Here is a 24,786-nt window from a genome sequence, read left to right on the forward strand (position 1 = left end):
GCGCTTCTCATCGAAGATATCGGCCGGTCGCTGCGTCAGTCCGACGAGAGCTCTGCGAACACGATCAGATTGTCCGTGTAGTGCCCTGTGGCCGTGTCGAACGTGCCGTCGCACGTGATGAGGCGCAGCTGCGGTGTGGGTGCGGTGCCGTAGACGTCGCTCGTCGGGAACGCCGACTTCGCGGCACGCTCGGACCGCTCCACCGTGAAGGTCCGGGTGGAGCCGTCCGACATGGCGACGTGGATGGCGTCGCCGGGGACCAGTTCGTCGAGCCGGAAGAACACGGCTGCGGCGGTGGGGCTGTCGACGTGCCCGGCGATGACGGCGGGGCCGACCTCGCCCGGGACGATGCCGTCGCTGAACCAGCCGGCACTGTCCCAGTCCTTCGGCGGGTCGAGCTCGCCGGCGGCACCCCGGTGGAGGTCCTCGAGCGACGAGGACACCCCGATGGCGGGGATCGTCACGCGGACCGGGGTCGCGTCGGAGCGGGCGGCGGGGGCTGCCGGGTCCTGGAACCCCGCGGCGCCGTTCCGACCGGCGGTGGACGACCCGGTGGACGACCCGGCCGACGACCCGGTCGAGGACGAGGGAGCAGCGGACGCTGACGAGGACGCAGCTGCGTCCGTCGCGCCGCCGGTGCTGTTCGTCGCCGCGACCGCGACCCCGGCGACCCCGCCCACCACGAGCACCCCCGCGACGACGGCGCCGACGATCACGCCCCGACGCCGCGGTCCGCCGAGCCCGAGTGTCGGCTTGCCGGACGCCCGGCGCCGCCCGCTCACGAGGCACCCCCGGCCGCCGTGGCGCACCCGCCGAGCACGTCCGACGTGAGCATCGTCGCGCCGAGCGCCGCCCACGCGTCCCCGTAGTAGGTCGGCGTCGTCGCGGCCGTCCGGTCGGCCCGACGCAGGTCCGCGGCGGCCGCTGCCGACTGCCCGGAGGCCTGCTCCGCCGCCGCCCGCGCCACGTACGCGAGGGCGTTCGTGTCACCGGTCACGGCCGTGCCGCCCAGGTCGAGCTGCGCCGCCAACTGCGTCTGCCGGCGGAGCGTCGGCGCGATCGAGCCGGCGAGCGAGCGGTCTCCGGTGGAGCACGCCTCGGCGTACCGGAGCGGCAGGCGCATGGCGTCGTACCCGTAGAGCACGCGGTCGTCACCACCCGTGGCGGGCATCGGGTCGACGCTGCCGTCGGCGTGCACCTGCGACCAGTCGCTCGGCAGGTCCGACTGCTCGAGCACGGCCGCGGTGACGGCGCGGGACCCGGTGGCGAGGGCGTCCCAGCGGTCGTCGCCGGTCGCCTTCGCCAGCACCTGGTAGGCCACCGGCGACGCGTACGAGGCGTCGTACCGGTACGGCTCCGAGTCGGCCCACGGCCCTGGCAGCAGGATCGTGCCGAGGTCGGTCGTGGCGGTCTCGTGCTCGAGGATCGCCGATGCCATGGTCTTCCCCGCTGCCGTGTACCGGGACTCGTCCCACGAGGACCCGGCGAGCACGAGTGCCCTGGCGGCGTCGAGGTCCGCGTCGCTCGCGGACTGGCCGTCCGCGACGCCGCCGTCCGGCGTCCACCGCCACGCGAGCAGGTGGTCGTCGGTGAGCAGGTGCCGCTTCGTCCACGACCAGATCTCGCCGAAGCGCCGACGGTCGCCGTTCGCGTAGGCGATGAGCAGGCCGTACGCCTGTCCCTCGCTGACGGTGTCGCCGCCCTGGTCGGTGCGGACGACGCGGCCGTCACGGACGTACCGGTCGAGGAAGTCGGTCCGGAGCTGCTCGGGCGAGCGCGCTGCGTCCGGCGCCGCCGAGGACGTCGGGGTCGACGCGCCTCCGGCCTCCGGCTGCGAGGCGCCCCACGGGCGCACCGCGACGAGCGCGATGCCGAGCGCGACGATGACCGCGGCTGCGGCGGTCACGGGGATCCAGGTCCTGCGGGTCATGCGGCCTGCCTTCCTGAGTGGGTGCGGGGTGGGCCCGGAGGCGCGGATCACGCGGGCGGACCCGCCGGGGTGATCCGCGCCTCCTGTCCTGCGATCAGCGGAACAGCGACCGGAGCGTCGCGATCAGCTCGTGGGTGGCCTGCTCGACCGGGTCGGCGGCTGCGCCGCCGCCACCGGTCTGGACCCCGCCGGACGGCGTGGACGCCGTCGCTGCCGCGTCGGTGACGGGCACGACGGTGAGGTCGCCCTTGCTGTCGTCGAGCACGAACAGCGTCGAGACGGTGTTGCCCGCGAGGTCGACCTTCGCCGTCCCCCGCTGCCCGCTGCCCGAGACGTCGAGCGTCCACTTGCCGGCGTCGACGGTCGCGTACTTCGTGGCGGTGCCGAACGCGGCGTCCTCGGCGACGGCGGTGCCCTCGGAGGTGCTCACGTCGACCGACTTCGCCGTGGTCGCGGCCTGCACGAGCCGGAGCTTCGCCTTGCCGTCACCGGGCTGCTGGAGGTCGTCCGTGAAGGCGGTCGTCCGGAGCTTCGCGTTCGTGCCGTAGGCGACGACCGTGCTCGCGTCGCCCTCGTCCACCGTGACGTCGGTGGAGATCACGGGCGTGGAGTCCGGCGCGTCCGCGGCGCGCATCGACAGGACGTAGGTGCCGACCGGCAGCTCCTGGTACGGGCTGACCTGGCCGTAGGTGACGTCGTCGAGTTCGAAGACCTTCTTGCCGCCGGACAGGCTCGACAGTTCGACGTCGACGCCCTTCGTGTCCGGGGAGAGGTGGCCGACGCGGAGCCAGCCCTCGCCGGAGCTGCCCGCGGCGGGTGCGGCGGTGGTCGCGGCGGTGGCGGCCTGCGGGGCGAGGCCGACGGCTGCGGCGACGAGGCTCGTGGCGAGGGCGCCGACGAGGAGGGTGCGACGAGGTGCGGGCATGGTGGTGCTCCTTCTGGTCGTGGTTCGGGTCTGGTGCGGGGGTGCGGCGGGCGCGCGGGTCACGTGGCGCTCGTGGCGGTCGTGGTCGGGTCGGCCGGGGTGTAGACCACCGTCAGGCGGGCCCCGTCACGCTCGACCGATGCGGGCCGGAAGTCGTCCGCCATCGCGTCGAGGGTGGCCGCGATGCGGGTGGCCTCGGCGCTCCCCGAGGCCTGCAGCACCACCCGACGGAAGGGCTGTCCGGTCTCGCCGGTCATCGGCGTGAACCGCTCGACCTCGACGGGCCGGTCGGCGAGGACCTGCCCGAGCGCGATCATCGCCCGCGAGTCCACCTGGCCGGCACGGAACTGCGACTTCGTCCCGGAGTCGGCCCGGAGCGCCGGGTTCGCCGCGAGCTCGGTGCCCATGGTCTTCCGGACGTCGGAGGCCCGGGTGATCGCGGCCTCGGCGGCCGTCGACCCCTCGGAGTGGATGCGCCGGACGTCGACCCGCTGGTTGCCGGTGCCGAACGCGGCCACGGACGTCGAGTTCTCGATCGCCTGTCGGACGTCCGTCGACGAGTTGCCACCCGTGCGCATGGAGTCCGTCGTGATGACGTAGTCCGAGTCCTTCCAGCCGTTCGGCGACTGGCGTTCGACCGCGGCGTCGGTGTCGAGCTTGTAGTACCAGATGACGTTGTTCCGGGCGAAGCCGTCCTGCACGAGGTCGACCCACATGGCGTCGTCGACGAGGAGCCTCGAGGACTTCGGGACGTTGTCGCCCACCCACTGCTCGGCCTGCTGCATCGGCAGGTCGAGGTTGCCGAGCACGAACCCACGGAGCTGCGCGCCCCACAGCGGGAGCGCCACGAGGAGCGCCGCGGACGTGACGACGGCCCACGAGGTGCCGAGGCCACGACGGACGATCGCACGGCCCGAGGTCCCGGACGTGCCGCGCAGGCGACCGAGGACGGTGAGGACGGCGCGCTCGGCGGTGTAGGCGATCAGGAGCGCGGCGAACGGGATGAGCATGATCACGTACGGCACGGGCAGGTACCCGTTCGGGCGGAACATCATGAGGAGCAGGAACACGAGCATCGCCGCGATCGGGCGGACCCGGCGGAGGAACAGCCCCACGACGGCGGCCGCCGAGCCGAGCACGATGAACACCGGGTCGAGCGCCCACCACTGCGACGCGGCCTCGTTCGCGAGGCTGCCCGCGTCGAACACCGAGCCGCTGGCCGCTCGGGAACCGAGCTGGTACGTGATGCCCTGGAGGAGGCTCACTCGTCCGGCACCGGGCAGCAGCTCGCCCTTCACCGCCGCGAGCAGCAGGTAGCCGCCACCGATGACGATGAGGACGGCTCCGGCGACGCTCAGGGTGTAACGACGGGTGCTCCGGTCGGCCCGACGCACCGCGATCCAGATGAGGAACGGCAGCGCGAGCAGGTAGGTCTCCTTCGAGAGCACGGCGATGCCGAGGCAGGCGGCCGCGCCGGCGAACCCGGCGAGCTGCTGCCGACGGCTGAGCACGAGGACGAACGCGGCGAGGAGCCACGGCGTCGCGACGTTGTCGATGTAGACCGTGCGGTGGTACTGCAGGGCCAGCGGCGACAGCGCGAACACGAGTCCGGCGACCGCGGCGGTGGCCCGGCCGCTCCCGAGTCGACGGGCGAGGACGAAGAGCAGGATGCTCGAGACGGCGGCGAAGAAGACCATCGCCTCGCGCCCGGCCTCGACGGCGAACGGGTAGCGCGCGAAGGCGCCGGTGAGCGAGGTGTACCCCGCGATCTGGATCCACCCGAGCGGCGGGTGGTCGTACCAGTACGTGTAGTGGGTGATCTCGCCGAGGTGCGCGATCGCCCACGCCTGGGCCGTGTACGTGCCCTCGTCGTCGATGCGCTGCGGGGTGCCGGACATGTTCCACGTCTGCACCACGACGGTGACGGCGAGGACGGGCAGCAGCCAGCCGAGGCTCGCGGCGTGCCGACGGAACCACGCGCCGATGCCGGACCCGGCGACGGCGCCGCGGATCGGGATGCCGGTGGTGTTCGTGATGCTGGCGCTCATCGGTTCCCTCCGGTGGTCGAGGTGGCGAGCTCGCGGTCGTCCGCGTGGTCGGGTGATGCAGGCACACGTGTGGTGACCGCGTTGGCGAACCCGACGACCTCGGCCGGCTGCCCAGCCGTCCGGTGCTGCCCGGTGTGCTCGGTCTTCTCCCACCCGTTCTGGCCCTTGGCGTGCCGGACCACGGCCCGGACCGCCGCCGCGGCGAGGAAGATCTGGTACGGCACGAGGCCGAGGACGAGCTTCACGTAGTCACGGAAGCGGACCTTCTCCTGGTAGAGCCGACCGAACTCGTTGAGGCCGACGATCTCGACCGCGAGCAGCATGAGCGTCGGCGCAACGGGGATGAAGGACACGAGGGCGATCGCCGTCGGCACCTTCACGAACAGGATCATCAGGACGCTGAGCGGGATGAGGAGCCCGGTGGCCGCCTGGATGAACGGCATCGTGAGCATGTACCGGGCGAAGAACCGCTGCCGGAACGACGGGAGCTTCTTCCACTCGCCCTTGCCGAGGACCTGCAGGAAGCCCTGGTTCCACCGGGTCCGCTGCTTGAGGAGCGACGCGAAGGTGGGCGGGGTCTCCTCACGGGTGACGGCCTCGGGGCTGTACGCGACGACGACCTTGGCGCCGTCGGCGGACAGGCGGACGCCGAGCTCGCAGTCCTCGGCGAGGCAGTGCGCGTCCCAGCCGTTCGACCAGTCCAGGCGCTCCTTCGTCACGAAGACGGTGTTGCCGCCGAGCGGGATGAACTTCGACCCGGCGTGGAAGTGCAGGCGCGAGCGGAACCAGAAGTAGTACTCGAGCACGTTCCGCAGCGACCACCAGCTCGACTTGAAGTTCATCAGCTGCACGCCGCCCTGCACCACGTCGGCGCCGGTCTCCTGGAAGCGCGAGTCGACGAGCGACAGCAGCCGCGGGTAGACCTCGTCCTCGGCGTCGAACACGCCGACGATGTCGCCCGTCGCGTACTGCAGCGCGAGGTTCATCGCCTTCGGCTTGTTCTTCGGCAGGGTGTCGTCCACGACGACCCGGATGAGCTCCGGGTGCCGGGCCGCGGCGGCACGCACGACGGCGTCCGTCTCGGGGTCGTCCTCGCCGACGATCGCGATGATCTCGAAGTCCGGGTGGTCCTGCTTCGCGAGCATGTCGAGGGTCTCCCCCATGACGTCCTGCTCGTGGCGGCCGGGGACCAGCAGCGTGAACCGGTGCGCGGCCGGACGCGGGGTCTGGCTGAAGCTCGTCGACTTGAGCGCGTCGCGCGAGCGCCAGGCGTGCAGCATCCACCACAGCGTGGTGAGCGCGATGATCGTGAGCAGCACGGAGATCGCGATGAGGGCCGAGTACCCGACCCACTCGCCGACCGACCAGGCGGCCTGCGGGACCTGACCCGAGCCTCCCGTCGGCACGTCGGTCGTACCGCGGTTCGGGACGCTCGACGGAGCGGTCCCCTCGTTCGGCTGGAGCAACGGCCCGGCGGCCGTCAGCAGCATGGCGGAGATGGTCATTCGGCGAGCTCCTTCGCGTGAGCGTCGGTGGAACGGAAGACGAGGGCCTTGTACGCGGCGAACCGGAACGCGGTGCCGAGCACGAGACCCACCCCGTTGCCGGCGACGTTGTCGGCGAGGGTGGAGGTGAATCCGAGGACGTAGTGGGAGACGAACAGGCACGCCGCGGCGATGCCCAGCCCGATGAGGTTCGTGACGGCGAAGAGCAACCCCTCGCGGACGGTCTCGCGTCGGCCGGTCTGCCGTTCGGCGCGGAAGGTGATGAACCGGTTGCCGATCCAGGCGACGGCCGTGGACACGACGGCGGAGACGATCTTCGCGGCGATGGGACCGTCGGGCATCACGGTCGCGCGGAGGAGGTTGTAGACGCCGAGGTCGATGACGAAGCACACGGCGCCGATGCTCCCGAAGGAGACGAGCTGGCGGGCCAGGGTGAGCAGTCGCGCGAGGGGCACGCGCGACGGGACGGGCACCGCTCCGGTGGCGCGTGGCACCACAACGGGGGTATCGGTTCGGGTCATGCCCCCGATTCGGGGGGCTTCGCGAGGTGGTTTGGGTGGGGTACAGCCATCCGGAGGCTTCTGCCAGTTTCGCGACACCTGCTGTTCACATGCGGGTCGCGGTGGACGCGCCCACGCAACGGACGGGAGGCGCGGTGCCAGCCGGCACCGCGCCTCCCGTCCGGCAGGTGGCCGCGTCTACGCGGGGCGCGACGCCGGGCTGACGGTCTTCGACGCGTCGCGCTCCGGGATGTCCCCCAGGGCCTGGTCGATCGCCGCGAGGGCGTCGGCGTCGAGCCGCACACCCGCGGCCTTGACGTTGTCGGTGACCTGCTCCGGACGGGAGGCGCCGACGATCGCGCTCGCGACGTTCTCGTTCTGGAGCGTCCACGCGATGGCGAGCTGCGCGAGGGTCAGACCGGCCTGGTCGGCGACGGGCTGTAGGCGCTGCACGGCCTCGAGGACCTCGTCGCGCATGAACCGCTTGATCATGTCCGCGCCGCCCTTCTCGTCCGTGGCACGCGAGCCCTCGGGCAGCGGCTGACCCGGCTTGTACTTGCCGGTGAGGACACCCTGCGCGATCGGCGACCACACGATCTGCGACAGGCCGAGCTGCTTCGACGCGGGCACGACCTCGCCCTCGATGACCCGCCACAGCATCGAGTACTGCGGCTGGTTCGAGATGAGCTGGAACCCGAGCTCCTTCGCGAGGGCGGCGCCGGCGCGGATCTGCTCGGCGTTCCACTCGCTGACGCCGATGTACAGCGCCTTGCCCTGGCGGACGACGTCGGCGAAGGCCTGCATCGTCTCCTCGAGCGGGGTCTCGTGGTCGTAGCGGTGCGCCTGGTAGAGGTCGACGTAGTCGGTCTGCAGACGGGTCAGCGAGCCGTCGATCGACTCCGTGATGTGCTTGCGGCTGAGCCCGACGTCGTTGTGCCCCTTCGGTCCGGTGGGCCAGTAGACCTTCGTGAAGATCTCCAGCGACTGGCGGCGCTCGGCCTTGAGCGCCTCGCCGAGGACCTGCTCGGCTGCCGTGTTGGCGTACGTGTCGGCGGTGTCGAACGTGGTGATGCCGGCGTCGAGCGCTGCCCGCACGCACTGCGTGGCGACGTCGTTCTCGACCTGCGAGCCGTGCGTCAGCCAGTTGCCGTAGGTGATCTCGGAGATCTTGAGTCCGGAGTTGCCCAGGTACCTGAATTCCATGCTGCCGACGCTAGCGGGCTTCCCCGTGCCGTGAGGGGCCGTGCGAGTACCTGGGTGCGGGGGTCCCGTGCGGGGCGGGCGGGGCGCGGGCGGGCGGGGTCCGGCGCGGGGCGGGGGCGAGCGGGCGCGGGGCGGGCACGAGCGGGGCGGGCGGGGTGCGGGCGGGCGGATCCTGCGGGGCAGGCGCGAGCGGGCGGAACCCGCGGGGCGGGCGCGGGCGGAACGCGCGGGGCGGGCGCGAGCGGGCGGAACGCGCGGGGCAGGCGCGAGCGGGCGGAACGCGCGGGGCGGGCGCGAGCGGGCGGAACCCGCACCCGACCACGCTCCGAACGCACGCGTTCCGCCCGCTCGCGCCGCGCCTCCCGGCCCGAACCCGCCCACATCGGCGAGCCCGCACGCCGGACCCGCCGAGCGGGCGGAACCCGCCCCCGACCCCGCTCCGAACGCACGCGTTTCACCCGCTCGCGCCGTGCCTCCCGGCCCGAACCCGCCCACATCGGCGAGCCCGCACGCCGGACCCGCCGAGCGGGCGGAACCCGCACCCGACCCCGCTCCGAACGCACCCGTTCCGCCCGCTCGCGCCGCGCCTCCCGGCCCGAACCCGCGTGCCGGCCATCCGTCCACAGGTGGCGGTGCGCGCTCATCGTCCACAGATCGCGCCGATCCCCGCTGCGAAGCGGGGGCAGCGGCCACGCTGACCAGATGCACGTCGACGCGACCTTCCCGATGGCCCTCCGCGGCCGCCCTTTCCGCGTCCGCGAGGCCCTGCGTCGCGGCGTCAGCGCCGGCCGTCTTCGTTCCCGCGCGTTCCTCCGGCCGTTCCACGGCATCCGCGCCTGGGCCGAACCGCAGACCCACGACGAGCGCGCACGAGCCGTGCAGCCACGACTGCGCCCCGACCAGGCGTTCAGCCACACGACCGCCGCGGCGATCCTCGGCTTCCCGCTCCCCCGACGCCTCGAACGCGACCACCGCGTGCACGTGACGACGATGGGGACCGACCAGGCACTCCGCGTCCGCGGCACGATCGGCCACCGTGCACGACGAGGCAGACTGCAGGTCGTCCACTCGGGCACCGCCGCACTGACGCATCCCGCCGACACCTTCGTGGCGCTGGCGACACTCCTGAACCGCGACGAACTCATCGTGGTCGGCGACGCGCTCATCGGGTGGCTCGGCTGGTGCGACCACGCCGAACTCGTCGCGGCGGCCCGCCGTTTCCGCGGAGCGCGCGGCATCCGTCGGGTCCAAGCGGCGCTCGCGGAGATCCGCCCCGGCTCACGCTCCCCCGGCGAGACCCGACTCCGGCTCGCCCTGACGAGGCGCGGACTCCCACAGCCCGCGCTGAACCACGACGTCGTGGTCGACGGTCGTTGGATCGCGTGCGTCGACCTGGCCTACCCGGACGCTCGCGTCGCGATCGAGTACGAGAGCGATCTGCACCGCACCGACGAACGCTCGTTCCGGAAGGACCTGACTCGTGGGGAACACCTCAAGGACGCCGGATGGTGGCTGCTGCGCGCCACCGCGGACGACGTGGGCCCGGGGATCGACGCGCTCGTCCGGCGCGTGCGTCGCCTGCTCGACGGTGTGTCAGCCGGGAGGCACGACCCACGTCCGACACGCCGTCCTGCGTCATCGAGATGAACATTAGTTGACGCTTCAACCAAACGCGTGCAGAATGGGCTAGCATCAACTTCGATGCAGGCGCATGGAATCGCGGTTCCGCCCGACGCCTGCTCGGGAACGCAGTCCACACGCTTCGAAGGAGTCACCATGACGCTCACCGCCTCGACCATCCCCGGCTACCAGACCGGTACCTGGAAGATCGACCCCACGCACTCCGAGGTCACGTTCTCGGTCCGCCACCTCGCGATCAGCAAGGTCAAGGGCAAGTTCGAGACCTTCGACGCCACCGTCGTCACCGCCGAGAACCCGCTCGAGTCGACCGTCGAGGCTAACATCGACGTCGCATCGATCAACACCGGCCAGGAGCAGCGCGACCAGCACCTCAAGACGAGCGACTTCTTCCTCACCGAGGAGCACCCGCAGCTCACCTTCCGCTCGACGAGCATCGAGGCCAAGGGCGACGACCTGCACATCGCCGGCGAGCTGACTCTGCGCGGCGTGACCAAGCCGGTCGTCCTCAAGGCCGAGCTCGGTGGCTTCACGACCGACGGCTACGGCCAGGTCAAGTTCGGCGCAGAGGCCTCGACCAAGATCGACCGCACCGAGTTCGGCGTGAACTGGAACGCGGCGCTCGAGGCCGGTGGCTTCACGCTCGGCAACGACGTGACGATCAACCTCGACGTGCAGTTCGTCCTCCAGGCGGCCTGACACCTCGCACCTCCTGACCCGCGGGTCACCGCGTTGCGCGTGACCTGAGGGACACCGAACAGCAGGACTCTGCAGCACCCGAGACGAACGGCCCGGCTCCTCCCCCACGGAGCCGGGCCGTTCGTCGTTCCCGGAGCGGGGTCGGGGGCGGGTCGCTTGGACGTCGCCGGTCGCGCGTTGCCCGTCGCTCGTCTCTCGTCGCGCGTCGCGCGTCACCGTCCTGGTCCGGAGCGCTCCGTGCTCTCGTCTCCGTGCCCCGTCTCCGTGCCCTCGTCTCCGCGCCCCCGTCGATCGGGCGAAGTACGTCATGTTCACCATCGGAAGCTGGTCGATTTCACCCGCTCGCACGTCCTGCGCGTGGGAACGCAGTCGTTGTGTGGCGCAGCGTCGGGCCGGTCGTGCCTCCGGCAGCCCGTCGCCATCGAGCGGGCGAAGCCTGTCCGGTCCGGAGTCTCGAGCGCGCCCGTTCCGCCCGCTCGGCCCCGCGCCCGCCGGTGCGAGCTGCGGAGCTCGAGTCTCGGGGCACGCAGACGATTTCGTCGCGGTGGCACGTGACCGGGGCCGGCGCTCGACGTGTCGAGCGGGCGAATCCGGCCCAGGCGGCAACCGCACCAGGCCACGTTCCGCCCGCTCGCCAATCGGCACCGCCCACCAGTCGACGGGAACCGCCCGCTCGCGGCCGCACCGCATGGGCCCGCTCGCGGCCCCGCCGCATCCGCCCGCTCGCGGCCGGCCGCACGCGACCAGCGCCGCACCGTGCGCAGTAGCGTGAGGCTGCGGCGCCCGACACCGGACCACTCCGGTCGCCGGGAATCGGAACCCGTACAGCACGGTTGCAGGCGAACACGGAACACCACGAGCCCGCGCGGAACGCACGAGACCGTGATCGGCCGCTCGACTCGAGACAGCACGAAGCACCCCGCACGCAGCACCCCGCAGGACCCACGAACAGGAGCACCACCATGGCCACCGACTGGATCGCGCTGCAGGCCCTCGCGGCAGCCGAGTTCGGCCGCCGCGTCGCCGCCGTCACGGATTGGGACGCCTCGACCCCCGACTCCGAATGGACCACCAGAGACCTCGTGCGACACGTCGTCGAGGAACAGCGGTGGATCCCGAAGCTCCTGACGGGGTGCGACTACGCGCAGGCCGAGGCGGACCTCGAGGCGGTCGGCCCCGACCTCGCCGCCGAGTGGGCGAAGTTCGCCGCCGAAGCCATCGAGGCATGGCAGCGAACGCCCGCTGACACGCCGGTGCACCTCGCCACGGACGTCGTCCCCGCCGGCCAGTACCTCACCGAGCAGACCAGCGACATCACGATCCACACGTGGGACCTCGCGCGGGCGACCGGCAGCGACGAGACCCTCCCGGACGAACTGGTGCAGGCCGTGTGGGAACACTTCGAGCCGCAGATCGAGGACCTCGCCGCGACGGGCCTCTACGCCGCCCCGGTCGACGTCGACGATGATGCGCCGCTGCAGGTCCGCCTCCTCGCGGTCACAGGGCGCGATGCCAGGGTGGCAGCATGACAGAATCCGCCCGCTCGGCAAGCCCCGAATCCGCCCGCTCGGGAACGAACGCGGCCGACGCCGCAGCAGAACCCGCCCGCTCGGCAAGCCCCGAAACCGCCCACTCGGCAGCCCCGGAAACCGCCCGCTCGGCAACTCCCGGAACCGAAACCGCCCACTCGGCGCCGGGCCGCCCCGACGCGCCCAACGCGAACACGCGCAACACCGACGCGCCCACCGCCGACGCGCCCGCGCCCCGCCCGGACACCGCCCGCCTCGGCGCCTCCGGCCTCCAGATCAGCTCCGTGATCCTCGGCATGATGTCCTACGGCGACCCCGACAAGGGCGCCCACGAGTGGAGCGTCGGCATCGACGAGGCCCGCCCCTTCGTCCGCCGCGCCTACGAGGCCGGCATCACGACGTTCGACACCGCGAACGTGTACTCCGCCGGCAGCAGCGAGGAGATCACCGGCACGCTCCTCAAGGAACTCGCCCCGCGCGAGGAGGTTCAGGTCTTCACGAAGGTCTTCAACCGCATGCGCCCCGGCCCGAACGGCGCCGGGCTCTCACGGGCGGCGATCATGCACGAGATCGACGCCTCGCTGACCCGCCTCGGCACCGACTACGTCGACCTGTACCAGATCCACCGCTTCGACCCGCACACCCCGGCCGAGGAGACGATGGAGGCGCTGCACGACGTCGTCAAGGCCGGCAAGGCGCGGTACATCGGCGCGAGCAGCATGTGGGCGTGGCAGTTCGCCGAGATGCAGCACGTCGCCGAGCTGCACGGCTGGACGCCCTTCGTGAGCATGCAGGACCAGTACAACCTCCTCGAACGCGAGGAGGAGCGCGAGATGCACCCCTTCTGCGCCCACACCGGCGTCGGCGTGATCCCGTGGAGCCCCCTCGCACGCGGCAAGCTCACGCGCCCGTGGGACGCGCAGGGCTCGGGGAGCCGGGCGGACACGGACGAGTTCGGCAAGACGCTCTACCGCCAGGACGAGCACGCGAACCGCACGATCGTCGACGCGGTACAGCAGGTCGCCGAGGCACACGACGTGAGCATGGCCCAGATCGCCCTGGCGTGGGTGGCCGGGAAGGACGCGGTCTCCGCGCCCATCGTCGGCGCGACGAAGGAGCACCACATCGACGACGCCGTGGCCGCGAGCCGGATCACGCTCACCGACGACGAGGTCACGCGACTCGAATCCGCGTACACACCCCGGGTGCCGTCCGGTTTCTGACGCACCAACCTGTGGGACGGGAGGCGCGGTGCCGGCTGGCACCGCGCCTCCCGTCCGTCACACGGTCGTGTCCGGAGCCGATCGCGCGCCGTCCAGCCGCGCGATGCGGACGAGCGCTGCGCGCTCCGTCCCGGGCTGGTGGCCGAGCACGGCACCGATGCCGTCGAGCACGGCGCCGGCCGTCCGGCGGGCCGGGAACTCGATCGGCCCGACGGACGGCGTCCGCAGCCCGAGCATCGAGCGGTGTCGTGGGTCGAGCGAGACGACCGCGCCGTCGAAGAGCGCGCGGTACCCGGGGCGCAGCAGGCGTGCGAGCGGCGGGTCCTTGATGAACCGGACCACGTCGAGCGTCCGCGCGGTCGCGACGAGTTCCCCGCGGTCGAGGTACCCGTTCATCTGGGCGCGGAGCTCGGCCTCGGACTCGGGAGCGTCCTCGACGCCCATCAGCCGGCCGGCGATCGCCCACTCGCGGACGTAGGCGTCGGCGCCGCCGGGGATGGGGTCGCCCCACAGCTGCGCGCTGCGGAGGAAGGCGTCCGTGAACGCGAGGTGCACCCACCGGGCGAGGTCCGGGTCGTTGGCGGCGTAGGGCGTCGTGACCCCGTGCCCGTCGACGTACTCGCCACGGACGCGTTCGTGCAGCTGCCGGACCCAGGCGCTCGCGGACCGCGCCGCCGTGGTGTCACCGTGCGAGACCGTGTAGATCCAGCGGATGGTGCCGGCGAGGCGACCGAACGGGTCCTCGCGGTAGCGGGAGTGGTCGGCGACGCCCGCGAGCGCGCCGGGGTGCAGGGCCTGTACGAGGAGCGCCCGGACACCGGCGAGGATCGTCTGCTTCCCGCCGTGCACCGACCAGGTCGCGGAGCCGGGTCCGAAGAACCCGGCGTCGGTGCCCTGCTCGAGCTCGTCGATCCACGCCGGGCGCTCCGTGGCACCACCGGTGAACGTGTCGTTGAGGCGGGATCGGAAGGCGTCGGCGACAGAGGGCATGAGGCCATCGTCCGTCCTGCCCCTGACAACGCGCCCGGCATCGCGCGAACAGCGCGTGCGCCGGCGTCGACGCACGCGTCGACGAGCGGGCGGGCGGGTGCATGCGAGCGGGGCGCGTGCGTGCGATGCCTCCCAGCCGTCGCCCGGGTGGCCCGCTAGGTTGGTCGGCGTGAGCATCGACACGCCTCGTCCCTGGCTTGCCTCGTACGCCCCGGGGGTCCCGCACGACATCGACGAGCCGACGGGCTCGCTGTACGACATCGTGGAGCAGTCCTCCAGGCGCTTCCCGAAGAAGGTCGCGCTCGAGTTCTTCGGCAGGACGACGACGTACGCCGAACTCGAGGAGCAGATCCTCCGCGCGGCGAACGGTCTGCGCAAGCTCGGGGTGACCGCTGGCGACCGGGTGGCGATCGTCCTGCCGAACTGCCCGCAGCACATCGTCGCCTTCTACGCGGTGCTCCGCCTCGGCGCGGTCGTCGTCGAGCACAACCCGCTGTACACGCCTCGGGAGCTCCGGCACCAGTTCGAGGACCACGGCGCCACGGTCGCCATCGCCTGGGACAAGTCGGTGGCATCGCTGCAGGACTTCCCCTCGGACGTGCGGCTCGACGCGATCGTCTCGGTGGACCTCACCCGGGCGATGCCGCGCAGCACCCGGATCGCGCTGTCGCTGCCGGTGGCGAAGGCCCGGGAGTCCCGGGCGAAGCTGACCACGAAGGTCCGCGGCACGACGAATTGGGACGACCTCGTGTCGAACCGGAAGCTGTCGAAGCGCCATGCGCGCCCCGGCACCGACGACGTCGCGCTCATCCAGTACACCTCCGGCACGACCGGCGTTCCGAAGGGCGCGGTGCTCTCGCACGGGAACCTCATCGCCAACGCCGCGCAGGCGCGGGCGTGGGTGCCGCAGATCCAGCCGGGAGACGGCAGCGTGGTCTACGCGGTGCTCCCGATGTTCCACGCGTACGGCCTGACGCTCTGCCTGACCTTCGCGATGAGCATGGCCTCGCGACTCGTGCTCTTCCCGGCGTTCGACCCGGCCCTCGTGCTCAAGGCGATGAAGCACCACCCGCCGACCTTCCTGCCGGCGGTGCCCCCGATCTACGCCCGGCTGCAGCACGCGGCCGAATCGGCGAAGGTGTCGCTCCAGGGGATCCAGATCGGCATCTCGGGGGCCATGGCGCTCTCGAAGGAGGTCGTCGAACCCTGGGAGGCCCGCACCGGCGGCTACCTCGTCGAGGGCTACGGCCTGTCGGAGTGCTCCCCCGTGCTGCTCGCCAACCCGGTGTCCCCTGCTCGTCGGCTCGGGTCGATCGGCCTGCCGCTGTCCTCGACCGAGGCGCGGGTGGCGGACCCGGACGACCCGACGAAGGTCCTCGGGACGGACGAACCGGGCGAGCTCCAGGTGCGCGGGCCGCAGGTCTTCCGCGGGTACTGGGGCAAGGCCGAGGCGACCGACGAGGTCTTCACGCCGGACGGCTGGTTCCGGACCGGCGACATCGTGGCGATCGGCGAGGACGGCTTCGTCCGGATCGTGGACCGCCTCAAGGAGCTCATCATCACGGGCGGGTTCAACGTCTCCCCGACCGAGGTCGAGGACGCACTGCTCAAGCACCCCAGCGTCCGCGAGGTGGCGGTCGTCGGCATCACCCAGGCGGGCAACGAGCAGGTCGTCGCCGCGGTCGTACCGAAGGACCCGGCGTCGTTCGACCCGGATGCTCTGCGTGCGTGGTCGCGCGAGCACCTGGCCGCCTACAAGGTGCCCCGCCGGATCGTCGTCGTCGAGGACCTGCCGCGGTCGATGATCGGCAAGGTGCTGCGGCGGAAGGTGCGGGACCGGATCCTCGGCGAGGACTGACCCCGCCCGCGGGGCGCGCCAGTCCGTCAGACTGCGACGGCGGTTTCACACCCCTGGCCGAATCCCCACACCGTCAGGCGAGCGTCCGCTCCGGCATCGCGAGCACCGCCAGGCCGACCACGACGAGCGCGATCCCGACCCAGCCGCCGACGCCGAGGTGCTCCCCCACCACGAGCACGGCGAGGACCGCCGCCACGACGGGCTCGAACAACGACAGCAGCGTCGCGACCGAGGCAGGCACGGACCGCAGCCCGAGGGCGTACAGCGAGTGGCCGAGCACCGTCGGCACGAGCGCCAGGTACAGGAACACCGGCCAGTTCGACGCGACCCCGAGCGACGCGTGCCCGGCCACGACGGCGAGCACGACGAGCGGGAGGGCCGCCAGTCCGAAGACCGCCCCGACGAGGCCGCGCTCGCCCGACCGCGCCCGGACGACGATCTCGGCCCCGGGACCGCCGGGCAGCGACACGCCACCCGGCAGCGCCCCGTGAGCGGACACCCCGCGCATGCCCCGCGCGACCGCCCACGAGTACGACGCGTAGGTCAGTCCGGCCGACAGCGCCGCCCCGAGTCCGAGCACGAGCGATCCACCCGCGCCGGAGCCCTCCGACCGCGCGAGCGTCACGACGACCATGCCGACCACGCTCACCAGGGTGGCGACGACCCACCGACGCGTGACGCGCCTGCCGTCGGCGACCCACTCGACGAGCCCCGCGAAGACGGGCGACGACCCGATGGCCACCGTCGTGCCGAGCGCGACGCCCGCGTCGGCGAGGGCCGCGTAGAACGCGACGGCGTAGACGACGAGCGACGCCGCGCCGAGCAGCACCCACCGCCGACTGGCGGGGTCCCGGATCGCATCGAGGGTTCCGCGACGGGCGCCGGCGGCGAGGACGAGTCCGCCCAGACCGAACGTCACGGCACCGAACACGAACGCCGGGACGCCCGGCGCGAAGTGCGTCGCGGTGCCGGTGGTGCCCCACACGGCGGCGGCGACGAGGACGGCCGCGAGTCCGCCGGCTGGCCGGGAGGCGCGGCTCGCCGCCGTCCCGCCGGTCACGACACGTGGACGCTCGGTCGGCGGTTCACGTCGGGTTCGGCCTCGCGCAGGACTTCGCGCGTCACCGGGGCGACGTCGCCGACGCCGGTGAACACGAAGCGGATGGCGTTGCGGATGGGGCTGCCCTCGTTCCACTCGAAGTAGATGCTCGGCACCACCCCGGCGATGTCGCGGATCGCCAGCAGCGTCGAGGCGATGGTGTTCGGCACGTTGCCGGAGCGCACCTTCAGCACGCGGTGGCCGTGGATGACGTGCCCCTCGACGACCAGGTCTTCCTCGAAGTCGGAGGAGTCGGCCGGCAGCACCTCGAGGAACATCGTCGGCACGCGTGCCGGGATGCCGGAGTCGCGGCGCTCTTCGCGGCCCTTCGACCGGTACGCCTCGGCGGTGCCGGCACCGGGTTCGTTCGCGATGATGCAGACCGAGCTGAACTGGTCGGCGTCGGCCTCGACGAACTGGCGTGCGGTGGCGTCCAGCTCGATCGACGAGGCGCGGAGCTCGAACGACCGACGGACGCGGGAGATCAGCGACACGACGACGATCGCGATGATGAAGATCGCGGCGATCCGCACACCGTCCGGGCGCTCGATGACGTTCGCGACGGTCGTGTACACGAACACCACGGCGATGATGCCGAACCCGATCGTCCGCTTCTTCTGCTGCTTGCGCCGGGCCGACAGCGTCACCGCGACCGCCGCGCTCGTGATGAGGACGAGCACGCCGGTGGCGTAGGCACCGCCCTGCGCGTCGACGTTGGCCTGGAAGATGATCGTGATCACGAAGGCGATCAGCGTGAAGATGATGACGAGCGGCCGGGTCGCCCGCGCCCACTGCGGCGCCATGCCGTAGCGGGGCAGGAACCGGGGCACGAGGTTGAGCAGGCCCGCCATCGCGCTCGCACCCGCGAACCACAGGATCGCGACCGTCGAGAAGTCGTACACCGAGCCGAACACCCCGCCGAGGTACTCGTGTGCCAGGTACGCCAGGGCACGACCGTTCGCCCCGCCACCCGGCTGGAACTCCTGCTGCGGGATGAGGAAGGTCGTGACGATCGACGAGGTGATGAGGAACGAGCTCATGATCACGGCGGCGACGGTGAGCAGGCGCTTCGTCCCGCGGATGCGTCCCTCGGGCCGGGGTCCGGCGCCGTCGGTGGCGTCGCCCCGGACCTGGGGCATCACCGCGACGCCGGTCTCGAAGCCGGACAGGCCGAGGGCGAGCTTCGGGAACACCACGAGCGCGATGCCGATCATCACCAGCGGGTTGCTGTGCTGGGCGGTCAGGCCGCTCCACCAGTCGCTCGCCACCATCGGGTGCTCGAACACGTGCCACAGGGACACCCCGACGACGACCGCGTTGAGGACGAGGTACACCGCGACGAGCCCCACGGCGATGCCGATGGCCTCCTTGAAGCCGCGGATGAACACCACCCCGAGCAGGAGCAGGAGCGCGAGGGTGAGCGGCACCGGGATCTCGGTGAACCAGTGCGGCGTGAAGGGGTTCTCGGCGATGTGCGCCGTCGCGTCCGCCGCGGACAGCGTCATCGTGATCATGAAGTCCGTCACGGCGAACCCGAGCAGCACGAGCACGAAGAGCTTGCCGGCCCACCAGGGCAGGAGCTTCTCGAGCATCATGATCGACCCGGCGCCCCGGAAGCTGTCCTGCGCGACGCGGCGGTACACCGGCAGTGCGCCGAACAGCGTCACGAGCACGAGCACGATCGTCGCGATCGGCGAGAGGAGCCCCGCCGCGAGCGCGGCGATCGCGGGCTGGTACCCCAGGGTGGAGAAGTAGTCGACGCCCGTGAGGCACATGACGCGCCACCACGAGTGGGTCTTCTCGACCTCGACCTGGTGCGGGCCCTGGTGCGAAGCACCCTGGTCGGCCCCGTGCAGCATCCAGCGACGCACACGGGTGCTGCGGTCGAGGGGAGGTTCGGTCGCGTCGTGGTCCGCGGCCCGCTCGGCGTCTGTCGCGGTCACGGAGACGATGCTAAGCCGTCCCGGGGACCGCACGCGCACATCCGGTCGACACGGTGGAGAACCTGCCTTTGCCTACTTCGAGCTGATCCGCGTGTACTTGTTCACCGACCACGGCACGAACACCACGAGCATGACCGCGATGCCGATCAGGACGGTCACCACCGGGTGCTGCATCGTCCAGATGTCCGGCACGGGCGCCGAGCCGACGTTGCCGAACAGTTCCCGCGCGGCCTGCACGAGGGACGACACCGGGTTCCACTCCGCGAACACCCGCAGCACGAGCGGCAGCGTGTCGCTCGGGACGAACGCGTTCGAGATGAAGGTCAGCGGGAAGAGGATCATGAACGAGGCGTTGTTGATCACCTCGGGCGTCTTGACGCTCATGCCGAGCAGCGCCATCACCCAGCTGAACGCGTAGCTGAACAGCAGGAGCAGACCGATGCCGGCGAGGAACTCGAGCGGCGACGAGTTCACCCGCCACCCGACCGCGAGCCCGGTGAGCATCATGATCGCCATCGAGATCCCGTTGAGCACGAGGTCGGAGTTCGTGCGGCCGACGAGCACCGCGGACGCCGACATCGGCAGCGTGCGGAACCGGTCGATGAGCCCTTCCTTGAGGTCCTGCGCCATCGCCGAGCCCGAGAACGTGGCGCCGAACACGACGGTCTGCGCGAAGATGCCCGCCATCAGGAACTGCGTGTAGTCGGTCCCCTGCACCTGGATCGCGCCGCCGTAGACCTGGCTGAAGAGCAGGACGAACATGATCGGCTGCAGCACGGCGAACACGAGCATGTCCGGCGACCGCTTGATCTTGATGAGGTTCCGCTTCGTGACCGTCCAGCCGTCCTCGAGCCAGACGGCGGCGGGCGAGGTGACGACGACGGGCAGCTGGCGTCCGAGTGCCGTGGGGGTCGTGGTGGCGGTCATCGTGCCGCCTCCTTCTGCTTGGTGGCAGCGGGTTCGACGGCATCGTCGTCCGTCGCGGCGTGGCCGGTGAGCCGGAGGAACACGTCGTCGAGGGTGGGGCGACGCATGCCGGCGTCGTGCAGCGCGATGCCGGCGTCGCCGAGGTCCGCGAGCACGCGCTGGAGCGCCGAGGGCCCGGCCTCGACCGCGACGGCGTGGGTGCGGCCGTCACCAGAGGCCTCGACCTCGCCCACGCCGTAGCGGCGGAGGACGGTCGTGGCTGCGTCGGCGTCGGACTCGTCGACCAGGGTCACGACGACGCGGTGGCCGCCGACCTGGGCCTTCAGCTGGTCGGAGGTGCCCTCGGCGATGACGGTCCCGCCGTCGATCACCGCGATGTCGTCGGCGAGCTGGTCCGCCTCTTCCAGGTACTGGGTGGTGAGGAGCACGGTCGTGCCGTCCGCCACGAGCCCCTCGATGATGCCCCAGAGCGCGAGTCGGCTGCGCGGGTCGAGGCCGGTCGTCGGTTCGTCGAGGAACAGCACCCTGGGGTTCATCACGAGGGCGCCGGCGAGGTCGATCCGCCGCCGCATCCCGCCGGAGAAGCCCTTCACGGGGCGGTCCCCCGCCTCGGCGAGGTCGAACACGTCGATGAGCTCACGCGCCCGTTCGCGGGCCGTCCGCCGGCCGAGGTGGTACAGCCGACCGATCATCTCGAGGTTCTCGAACCCGGTGAGGTTCTCGTCGACGGCGGCGTACTGCCCGGACACACCGATCGACCGGCGGGTCGCCTGCGGGTCGGCGATGACGTCGATCCCGTCGATGGTCGCCGTGCCGGTGTCGGGCGTGATGAGCGTGGTCAGCACCTTGACCGTCGTCGTCTTGCCGGCGCCGTTCGGCCCGAGCAGGGCCTTGACGGTCCCCTGCGGCACCACCAGGTCGAGCCCGGCGAGCGCGTGCACCGGGCCGGACTTCGATCGGTAGGTCTTGGTCAGCCCGGAGGCTTCGATGATGGCCATGTCGCTCCCTTGTCGAGCATGGAACACGTCGGTGGGTCGGTGCCGCCCGCGACGCGCTACACGTCGAAGTCGCCACCGAAGTCGCTGAAGCCACCGCCGAAGTCGGATCCGCCGTCGCCCCAGCCCGCGTTGTCGAACCCGCCGCCGTCGGACGCGCCTGCGTCGGACGCTCCGCCGTCACCGGGGTCGGCACCAGTGTCCTCCGAACCACCGTCACCCGCAGCATCGGTACCGCCGTCGAACGATCCGGGGTCCGGCAGGAAGGCACTCATGATGGCGGAGCCGATCACGTAGCCGGCGACCGTACCGAGGATCGAGGCGCCGATCATGCTGCCGAACGAGGGTCCGGAGCGCTGCCCGGCACCGCCGAACATCCCGCCGCGACCGTTCCCGACACCACCGAGCGACCGCTCCATGAACCCGGGCTGCCGGATCTCCGAGCGCGTCGCGGCCTGGGCCAGCGACCGCGGGTCGTCGCCTCGCGGGGCCTCGCCGGCGGGGGCGGACCGGGTGAACTCGTCGAAGACCATCCGGCGCTGCTCGTCCGTCAGCTTCGCGAACGCCTCGGCGTGGACCTCCTCGATGCGCTCCGGCGGCGCCGTGCGGAGCAGGTAGCGGTAGCGCTCGACCGCCCGCTCGTCGTCGGTCGACGCTTGGCCACCCGAGGGTGCGCCGCCACCCCACTGCGGCGTGCCGTACCGGTCGCCGGTCGCCGGGGTGCCCGTGGCGGGCTGCTGGTAGGACTGCTGGCCGTAGCGGTACCCCTGCTGCTGCGGCTGCCCCCACTGGTTCTGCTGCGCGGCGCCGTTCTGGTCGCGCTCGGGGCGTCCGAGCAGGCGGTCGAGGAATCCCATGGTCGATGCTCCTTCGGGTGCGCACCGCCAGCGGCGGAGCCGTGCGTCCCGCCGGCGGCGGGACCGTGCGGCCCGCCGTCGAGCGGTGCCGTGGACTGCCACCCTAGGGAGCGCCGACGACCACTGACTGAACGCACGCACAGAGTCCCCCGAGAGCCGGCGGTGCGAGTGCACCGGAGCGTGGGGGGGGGGGGGGGGGGGGGGGGGGGGCCCCCCCCCCCCCCCCCCCCCCCCACGACGCGTACGTCACCCGGCGGCGAGCGCCGCCGTCCACACCGCGTGGAGTTCGTCCGCCGCGCCCGGGTGCGCCACGAGGAACGGCTCCCCCACCGACGGGAAGCCCTCGACCGCACCCTCCCGGGTCAGCACGATCCCACCGGCCTCGTGGACGAGCAGGACCGCCGCACCGTGGTCGACCGGGTTGAACGCCGACACGCAGCCACCGATCCCCCGTCCGGCCGCGACCTGCGCGATCGTGAGCGTGCCGGACCCCTGCACCCGCAGCGTGCACGACCGGTCCGCGAGGGCGTCGAGGAACGCCCCGAACCCGGGCCACGGCCGGTGTCCGTCGAGCTCGGTGCCGACGACGGCGCCGGCGAGTGCCCGTGGTGCGTCGTCGAGGCGCAGCGTCCGGTCGCGGAGGGTGGCCCCGCGTCCACTCCGGGCCTCGAGCACCTCGCCCCGCCACGGGTCCGCGACGACACCGACGAGCGGCCGGCCGCCACGGGTGAGGCAGAGCGACATCGAGGTCCACGGCACCCCGTTCGCCAGGTTCGTCGTGCCGTCCACCGGGTCCAGGTACCAGCGGTGCCGGTCACCGGGGGCCGCGCCGTACTCCTCGCCGGTGAACCCGTGCGTCGGGAACGCCATCCGCACCCGGGACCGCACGTGCTGCTCGACGAGCCGGTCGACGTCGGTGACGAGGTCGGCCGGGTGCGCCTTGGTGGCGACCTCGCCGACCGGGTGCTCCCGGGTGAAGGCGATCACCTCGTGCGCGAGCCGGTGCGCCAGGGCCTGCGCGCGCGACGCGACCTCGGTCTCGGTCGGCTCGCGGTCCGGCTCCGGCCAGCCGTCGCGTTCGGCCCGGGCCAGGGCGGCGCGGATCGCGGCGACGTCGTTCGTCGTGATCGAGTCGACGCCGGCCGTTGCTGCCCAGACGGCCGGTTCGGCGTCGTCGAGGGTCCAGACCGAGACGCGCAGTCCGAGGTCGCGGGCGGCACGGACGGTGCGCGGGGTGAGGAACGCGAGGTCGAGGTTCAGCGTCGAGGGAGTGAGGGCGACCAGGTCCGCCGCGGTCGGCGGGTCGAGCGACTCCCACGCGAGCCAGACGTCGGCGTCCGGCAGGACCTCGCGGACCGCGGCCATGGCCGCCGGCGCACCGCACCACGCGACCCCGGTGCCCGCCCGGGACGCGGCGACGGTCCGGGCGGCGACCCGCGCGTCCTCGGGGTCGGTCAGGTCGACCAGCAGCGAGCTCCGGCACCCGTCGAGTCGCTCGAGGACGGCGTCGAGGCGCGGGATGCGGTCGAGTCCGTTCCCGAGCCGGGCGACGTCGCACCAGTCCACCTCGGACACCCGTCGGGCGTCGCCCCACAGCCGGCCGAGGGTCTCGTCGTGGAGCAGGACCGCGACGCCGTCGGCCGTCCGGCGGACGTCGACTTCGATGGTCTCGGCGCCGAGCGCCTCGGCGACCGCGATGGCGGGCAGCGTGTTCTCACGGCGGACGCGCGGTGCGCCGCGGTGCGCGACGAGCAGGGGGACCCGCGGGCCCCGCGACGGCTGCGGGTCGGTCCGCCGGTCCGTCGGGGCCGAGACCTCCTGCGTGGTCACCGTGCGGCCTCGACGAGCACGCCGTCGCGGTGGACGAGCACGTCGCCGATCCGCACGCCGGTCTCGGTGCCGACGACCGGCGGGACGCCGGTGACGTACGCGCGGAGCTCGGCGCCGTCCGCGGCGAGCACCACCTCGGCGAAGTGTCCGCGCACGAGGACCCGCACCACGGTCGCCCGGAGCGGCGCGTCGTCGGCGAGCGCCACCTGCTCGGGCCGGACGAGGACCGTGTCGCCGGGGCGCGGCACGACCCCGGTGGCGGCGAGGAAGCGACCCGAGACGACGCTCGTCGACCCGATGAACGACGCCACGAACCCGGTGGCGGGGCGGGCGTACAGCTCGGTGGGCGCCGCGATCTGCTCGATGCGGCCGTCGTGCATCACGGCGATCCGGTCGGAGATGCTGAGCGCCTCGTCCTGGTCGTGCGTGACGATCACGGTCGTGATGCCGAGGCGCTGCTGGATGCGGCGGATCTCGTCGCGGACGCTCACCCGGAGCTTCGCGTCGAGGTTGGACAGCGGCTCGTCGAGGAGCAGGACGTCGGGCTCCTGCACGATCGCCCGGGCGAGGGCGACCCGCTGCTGCTCGCCGCCGGAGATGGCGGTCGGGCGCGAGCCGGCGTGGTGCGCGAGCCCGACGAGCTCGAGGGCGTCCCGGACCCGCTCGGCGACCCGCTGTTTCGGCACGCGACGGGTCCGGAGCGGGAAGGCGACGTTCTGCGTCACGGTCATGTGCGGCCAGAGCGCGTAGTTCTGGAACACCATCGCGCTCGGTCGGCGTTCCGGGCCGAGGGCCGTGACGTCGCGATCGCCCATCGTGACGGTCCCGGCGTCGGCGGCGAGGAACCCGGCGACCATGCGGAGCGTCGTGGTCTTGCCGCACCCGGACGGGCCGAGGAGCGAGACGAGCTCGCCCTTCGCCACGTCCAGGTCGATGCCGGCCACGACGTCGCGCCCGCCGAGGGTCTTCCGCAACCCCCTGACGGTCAGGCCGCCGGTGCGGGTGGCGTCCGGCCGGTCGGCCGGGTGGTCGTGGGCCGGGAGGCGCGGTGCGCGTTCCGCGACGAGCGCGTGGTCCGTCATGGGGT

At 72.4% G+C, this 24,786-nt stretch carries 20 protein-coding genes; 5 read left to right on the forward strand and 15 right to left on the reverse strand.

Going from position 1 to position 24,786, the window contains the following annotated elements:
- Positions 1-35: 35 nt before the first annotated feature.
- The 7 genes from ACIQUC_RS05725 to ACIQUC_RS05755 all read right to left on the reverse strand — a co-directional run bounded on the left by ACIQUC_RS05725 (position 36) and on the right by ACIQUC_RS05755 (position 8,111).
- Positions 36-782, reverse strand: coding sequence for a class F sortase (locus ACIQUC_RS05725; RefSeq protein ID WP_402264275.1), 747 nt, complete (start codon positions 780-782; stop codon positions 36-38).
- Positions 779-1,930, reverse strand: coding sequence for a glycosyl hydrolase family 8 (locus ACIQUC_RS05730; RefSeq protein ID WP_402264278.1), 1,152 nt, complete (start codon positions 1,928-1,930; stop codon positions 779-781). Before ACIQUC_RS05730 ends, ACIQUC_RS05725 begins: the two co-directional genes overlap by 4 nt.
- A gap of 94 nt (positions 1,931-2,024) precedes the next feature.
- On the reverse strand, positions 2,025-2,855 hold the full coding sequence (locus tag ACIQUC_RS05735) for a DUF4397 domain-containing protein (protein WP_402264281.1): 831 nt from the start codon (positions 2,853-2,855) through the stop codon (positions 2,025-2,027).
- 59 nt (positions 2,856-2,914) lie between these two features.
- Complete coding sequence (locus ACIQUC_RS05740; protein ID WP_402264284.1) at positions 2,915-4,903, reverse strand: ArnT family glycosyltransferase; 1,989 nt, start codon at positions 4,901-4,903, stop codon at positions 2,915-2,917.
- Positions 4,900-6,408, reverse strand: a complete 1,509-nt coding sequence (locus ACIQUC_RS05745) for a glycosyltransferase (RefSeq protein ID WP_402264287.1) — start codon at positions 6,406-6,408, stop codon at positions 4,900-4,902. Before ACIQUC_RS05745 ends, ACIQUC_RS05740 begins: the two co-directional genes overlap by 4 nt.
- Positions 6,405-6,902, reverse strand: coding sequence for a GtrA family protein (locus tag ACIQUC_RS05750; protein WP_402264290.1), 498 nt, complete (start codon positions 6,900-6,902; stop codon positions 6,405-6,407). Before ACIQUC_RS05750 ends, ACIQUC_RS05745 begins: the two co-directional genes overlap by 4 nt.
- Before the next feature lie 204 nt (positions 6,903-7,106).
- Positions 7,107-8,111, reverse strand: a complete 1,005-nt coding sequence (locus tag ACIQUC_RS05755; RefSeq protein WP_402264293.1) for an aldo/keto reductase family protein — start codon at positions 8,109-8,111, stop codon at positions 7,107-7,109.
- Between the two features lie 702 nt (positions 8,112-8,813).
- On the opposite strand from ACIQUC_RS05755, the gene ACIQUC_RS05760 reads away from it, so the two are divergent.
- The 4 genes from ACIQUC_RS05760 to ACIQUC_RS05775 all read left to right on the forward strand — a co-directional run bounded on the left by ACIQUC_RS05760 (position 8,814) and on the right by ACIQUC_RS05775 (position 13,200).
- Entirely contained in the window at positions 8,814-9,758 is a 945-nt protein-coding gene (locus ACIQUC_RS05760) for a hypothetical protein (protein WP_402264296.1), read from the forward strand.
- A gap of 129 nt (positions 9,759-9,887) precedes the next feature.
- Positions 9,888-10,448 (forward strand): YceI family protein, encoded by a 561-nt coding sequence (locus ACIQUC_RS05765; protein WP_022908461.1) that lies wholly within the window; start codon positions 9,888-9,890, stop codon positions 10,446-10,448.
- 962 nt (positions 10,449-11,410) lie between these two features.
- Positions 11,411-11,977, forward strand: a complete 567-nt coding sequence (locus tag ACIQUC_RS05770) for a TIGR03086 family metal-binding protein (RefSeq protein WP_022905367.1) — start codon at positions 11,411-11,413, stop codon at positions 11,975-11,977.
- Positions 11,978-12,273: 296 nt separating this feature from the next.
- On the forward strand, positions 12,274-13,200 hold the full coding sequence (locus ACIQUC_RS05775) for an aldo/keto reductase (protein ID WP_402265676.1): 927 nt from the start codon (positions 12,274-12,276) through the stop codon (positions 13,198-13,200).
- 57 nt (positions 13,201-13,257) lie between these two features.
- On the opposite strand, the gene ACIQUC_RS05780 is transcribed toward ACIQUC_RS05775, so the two are convergent.
- Positions 13,258-14,190 carry an oxygenase MpaB family protein gene (locus tag ACIQUC_RS05780; protein WP_402264300.1) on the reverse strand — a complete coding sequence of 311 codons (933 nt, stop codon included), beginning with the start codon at positions 14,188-14,190 and terminating at the stop codon, positions 13,258-13,260.
- A 169-nt stretch (positions 14,191-14,359) separates the two neighbouring features.
- On the opposite strand from ACIQUC_RS05780, the gene ACIQUC_RS05785 reads away from it, so the two are divergent.
- A complete protein-coding gene (locus tag ACIQUC_RS05785) occupies positions 14,360-16,048 on the forward strand; it encodes a long-chain-fatty-acid--CoA ligase (RefSeq protein ID WP_402264303.1) in 1,689 nt (562 codons plus the stop codon).
- Positions 16,049-16,121: 73 nt separating this feature from the next.
- Here ACIQUC_RS05785 and ACIQUC_RS05790 read toward each other — a convergent pair whose 3' ends face one another.
- The 7 genes from ACIQUC_RS05790 to ACIQUC_RS05820 form a co-directional block, all read right to left on the reverse strand.
- Positions 16,122-17,108, reverse strand: coding sequence for a DMT family transporter (locus ACIQUC_RS05790; RefSeq protein ID WP_402264306.1), 987 nt, complete (start codon positions 17,106-17,108; stop codon positions 16,122-16,124).
- Complete coding sequence (locus tag ACIQUC_RS05795) at positions 17,105-19,006, reverse strand: amino acid transporter (RefSeq protein WP_402265679.1); 1,902 nt, start codon at positions 19,004-19,006, stop codon at positions 17,105-17,107. The genes ACIQUC_RS05790 and ACIQUC_RS05795 overlap by 4 nt, the downstream gene beginning before the upstream one ends.
- A 156-nt stretch (positions 19,007-19,162) precedes the next feature.
- Positions 19,163-20,017, reverse strand: coding sequence for an ABC transporter permease (locus ACIQUC_RS05800; protein ID WP_402264309.1), 855 nt, complete (start codon positions 20,015-20,017; stop codon positions 19,163-19,165).
- On the reverse strand, positions 20,014-21,015 hold the full coding sequence (locus ACIQUC_RS05805; protein WP_402264312.1) for an ATP-binding cassette domain-containing protein: 1,002 nt from the start codon (positions 21,013-21,015) through the stop codon (positions 20,014-20,016). The genes ACIQUC_RS05800 and ACIQUC_RS05805 overlap by 4 nt, the downstream gene beginning before the upstream one ends.
- A 56-nt stretch (positions 21,016-21,071) precedes the next feature.
- Positions 21,072-21,869 (reverse strand): hypothetical protein, encoded by a 798-nt coding sequence (locus tag ACIQUC_RS05810; RefSeq protein ID WP_402264315.1) that lies wholly within the window; start codon positions 21,867-21,869, stop codon positions 21,072-21,074.
- A gap of 246 nt (positions 21,870-22,115) precedes the next feature.
- Complete coding sequence (locus ACIQUC_RS05815; protein ID WP_402264317.1) at positions 22,116-23,699, reverse strand: inositol monophosphatase family protein; 1,584 nt, start codon at positions 23,697-23,699, stop codon at positions 22,116-22,118.
- Positions 23,696-24,781, reverse strand: coding sequence for an ABC transporter ATP-binding protein (locus ACIQUC_RS05820; protein WP_402264320.1), 1,086 nt, complete (start codon positions 24,779-24,781; stop codon positions 23,696-23,698). The genes ACIQUC_RS05815 and ACIQUC_RS05820 overlap by 4 nt, the downstream gene beginning before the upstream one ends.
- Positions 24,782-24,786: the final 5 nt, after the last annotated feature.

Origin of the sequence: Curtobacterium sp. NPDC098951 (genome assembly GCF_044759965.1) — a bacterium.
Classification (GTDB): domain Bacteria; phylum Actinomycetota; class Actinomycetes; order Actinomycetales; family Microbacteriaceae; genus Curtobacterium.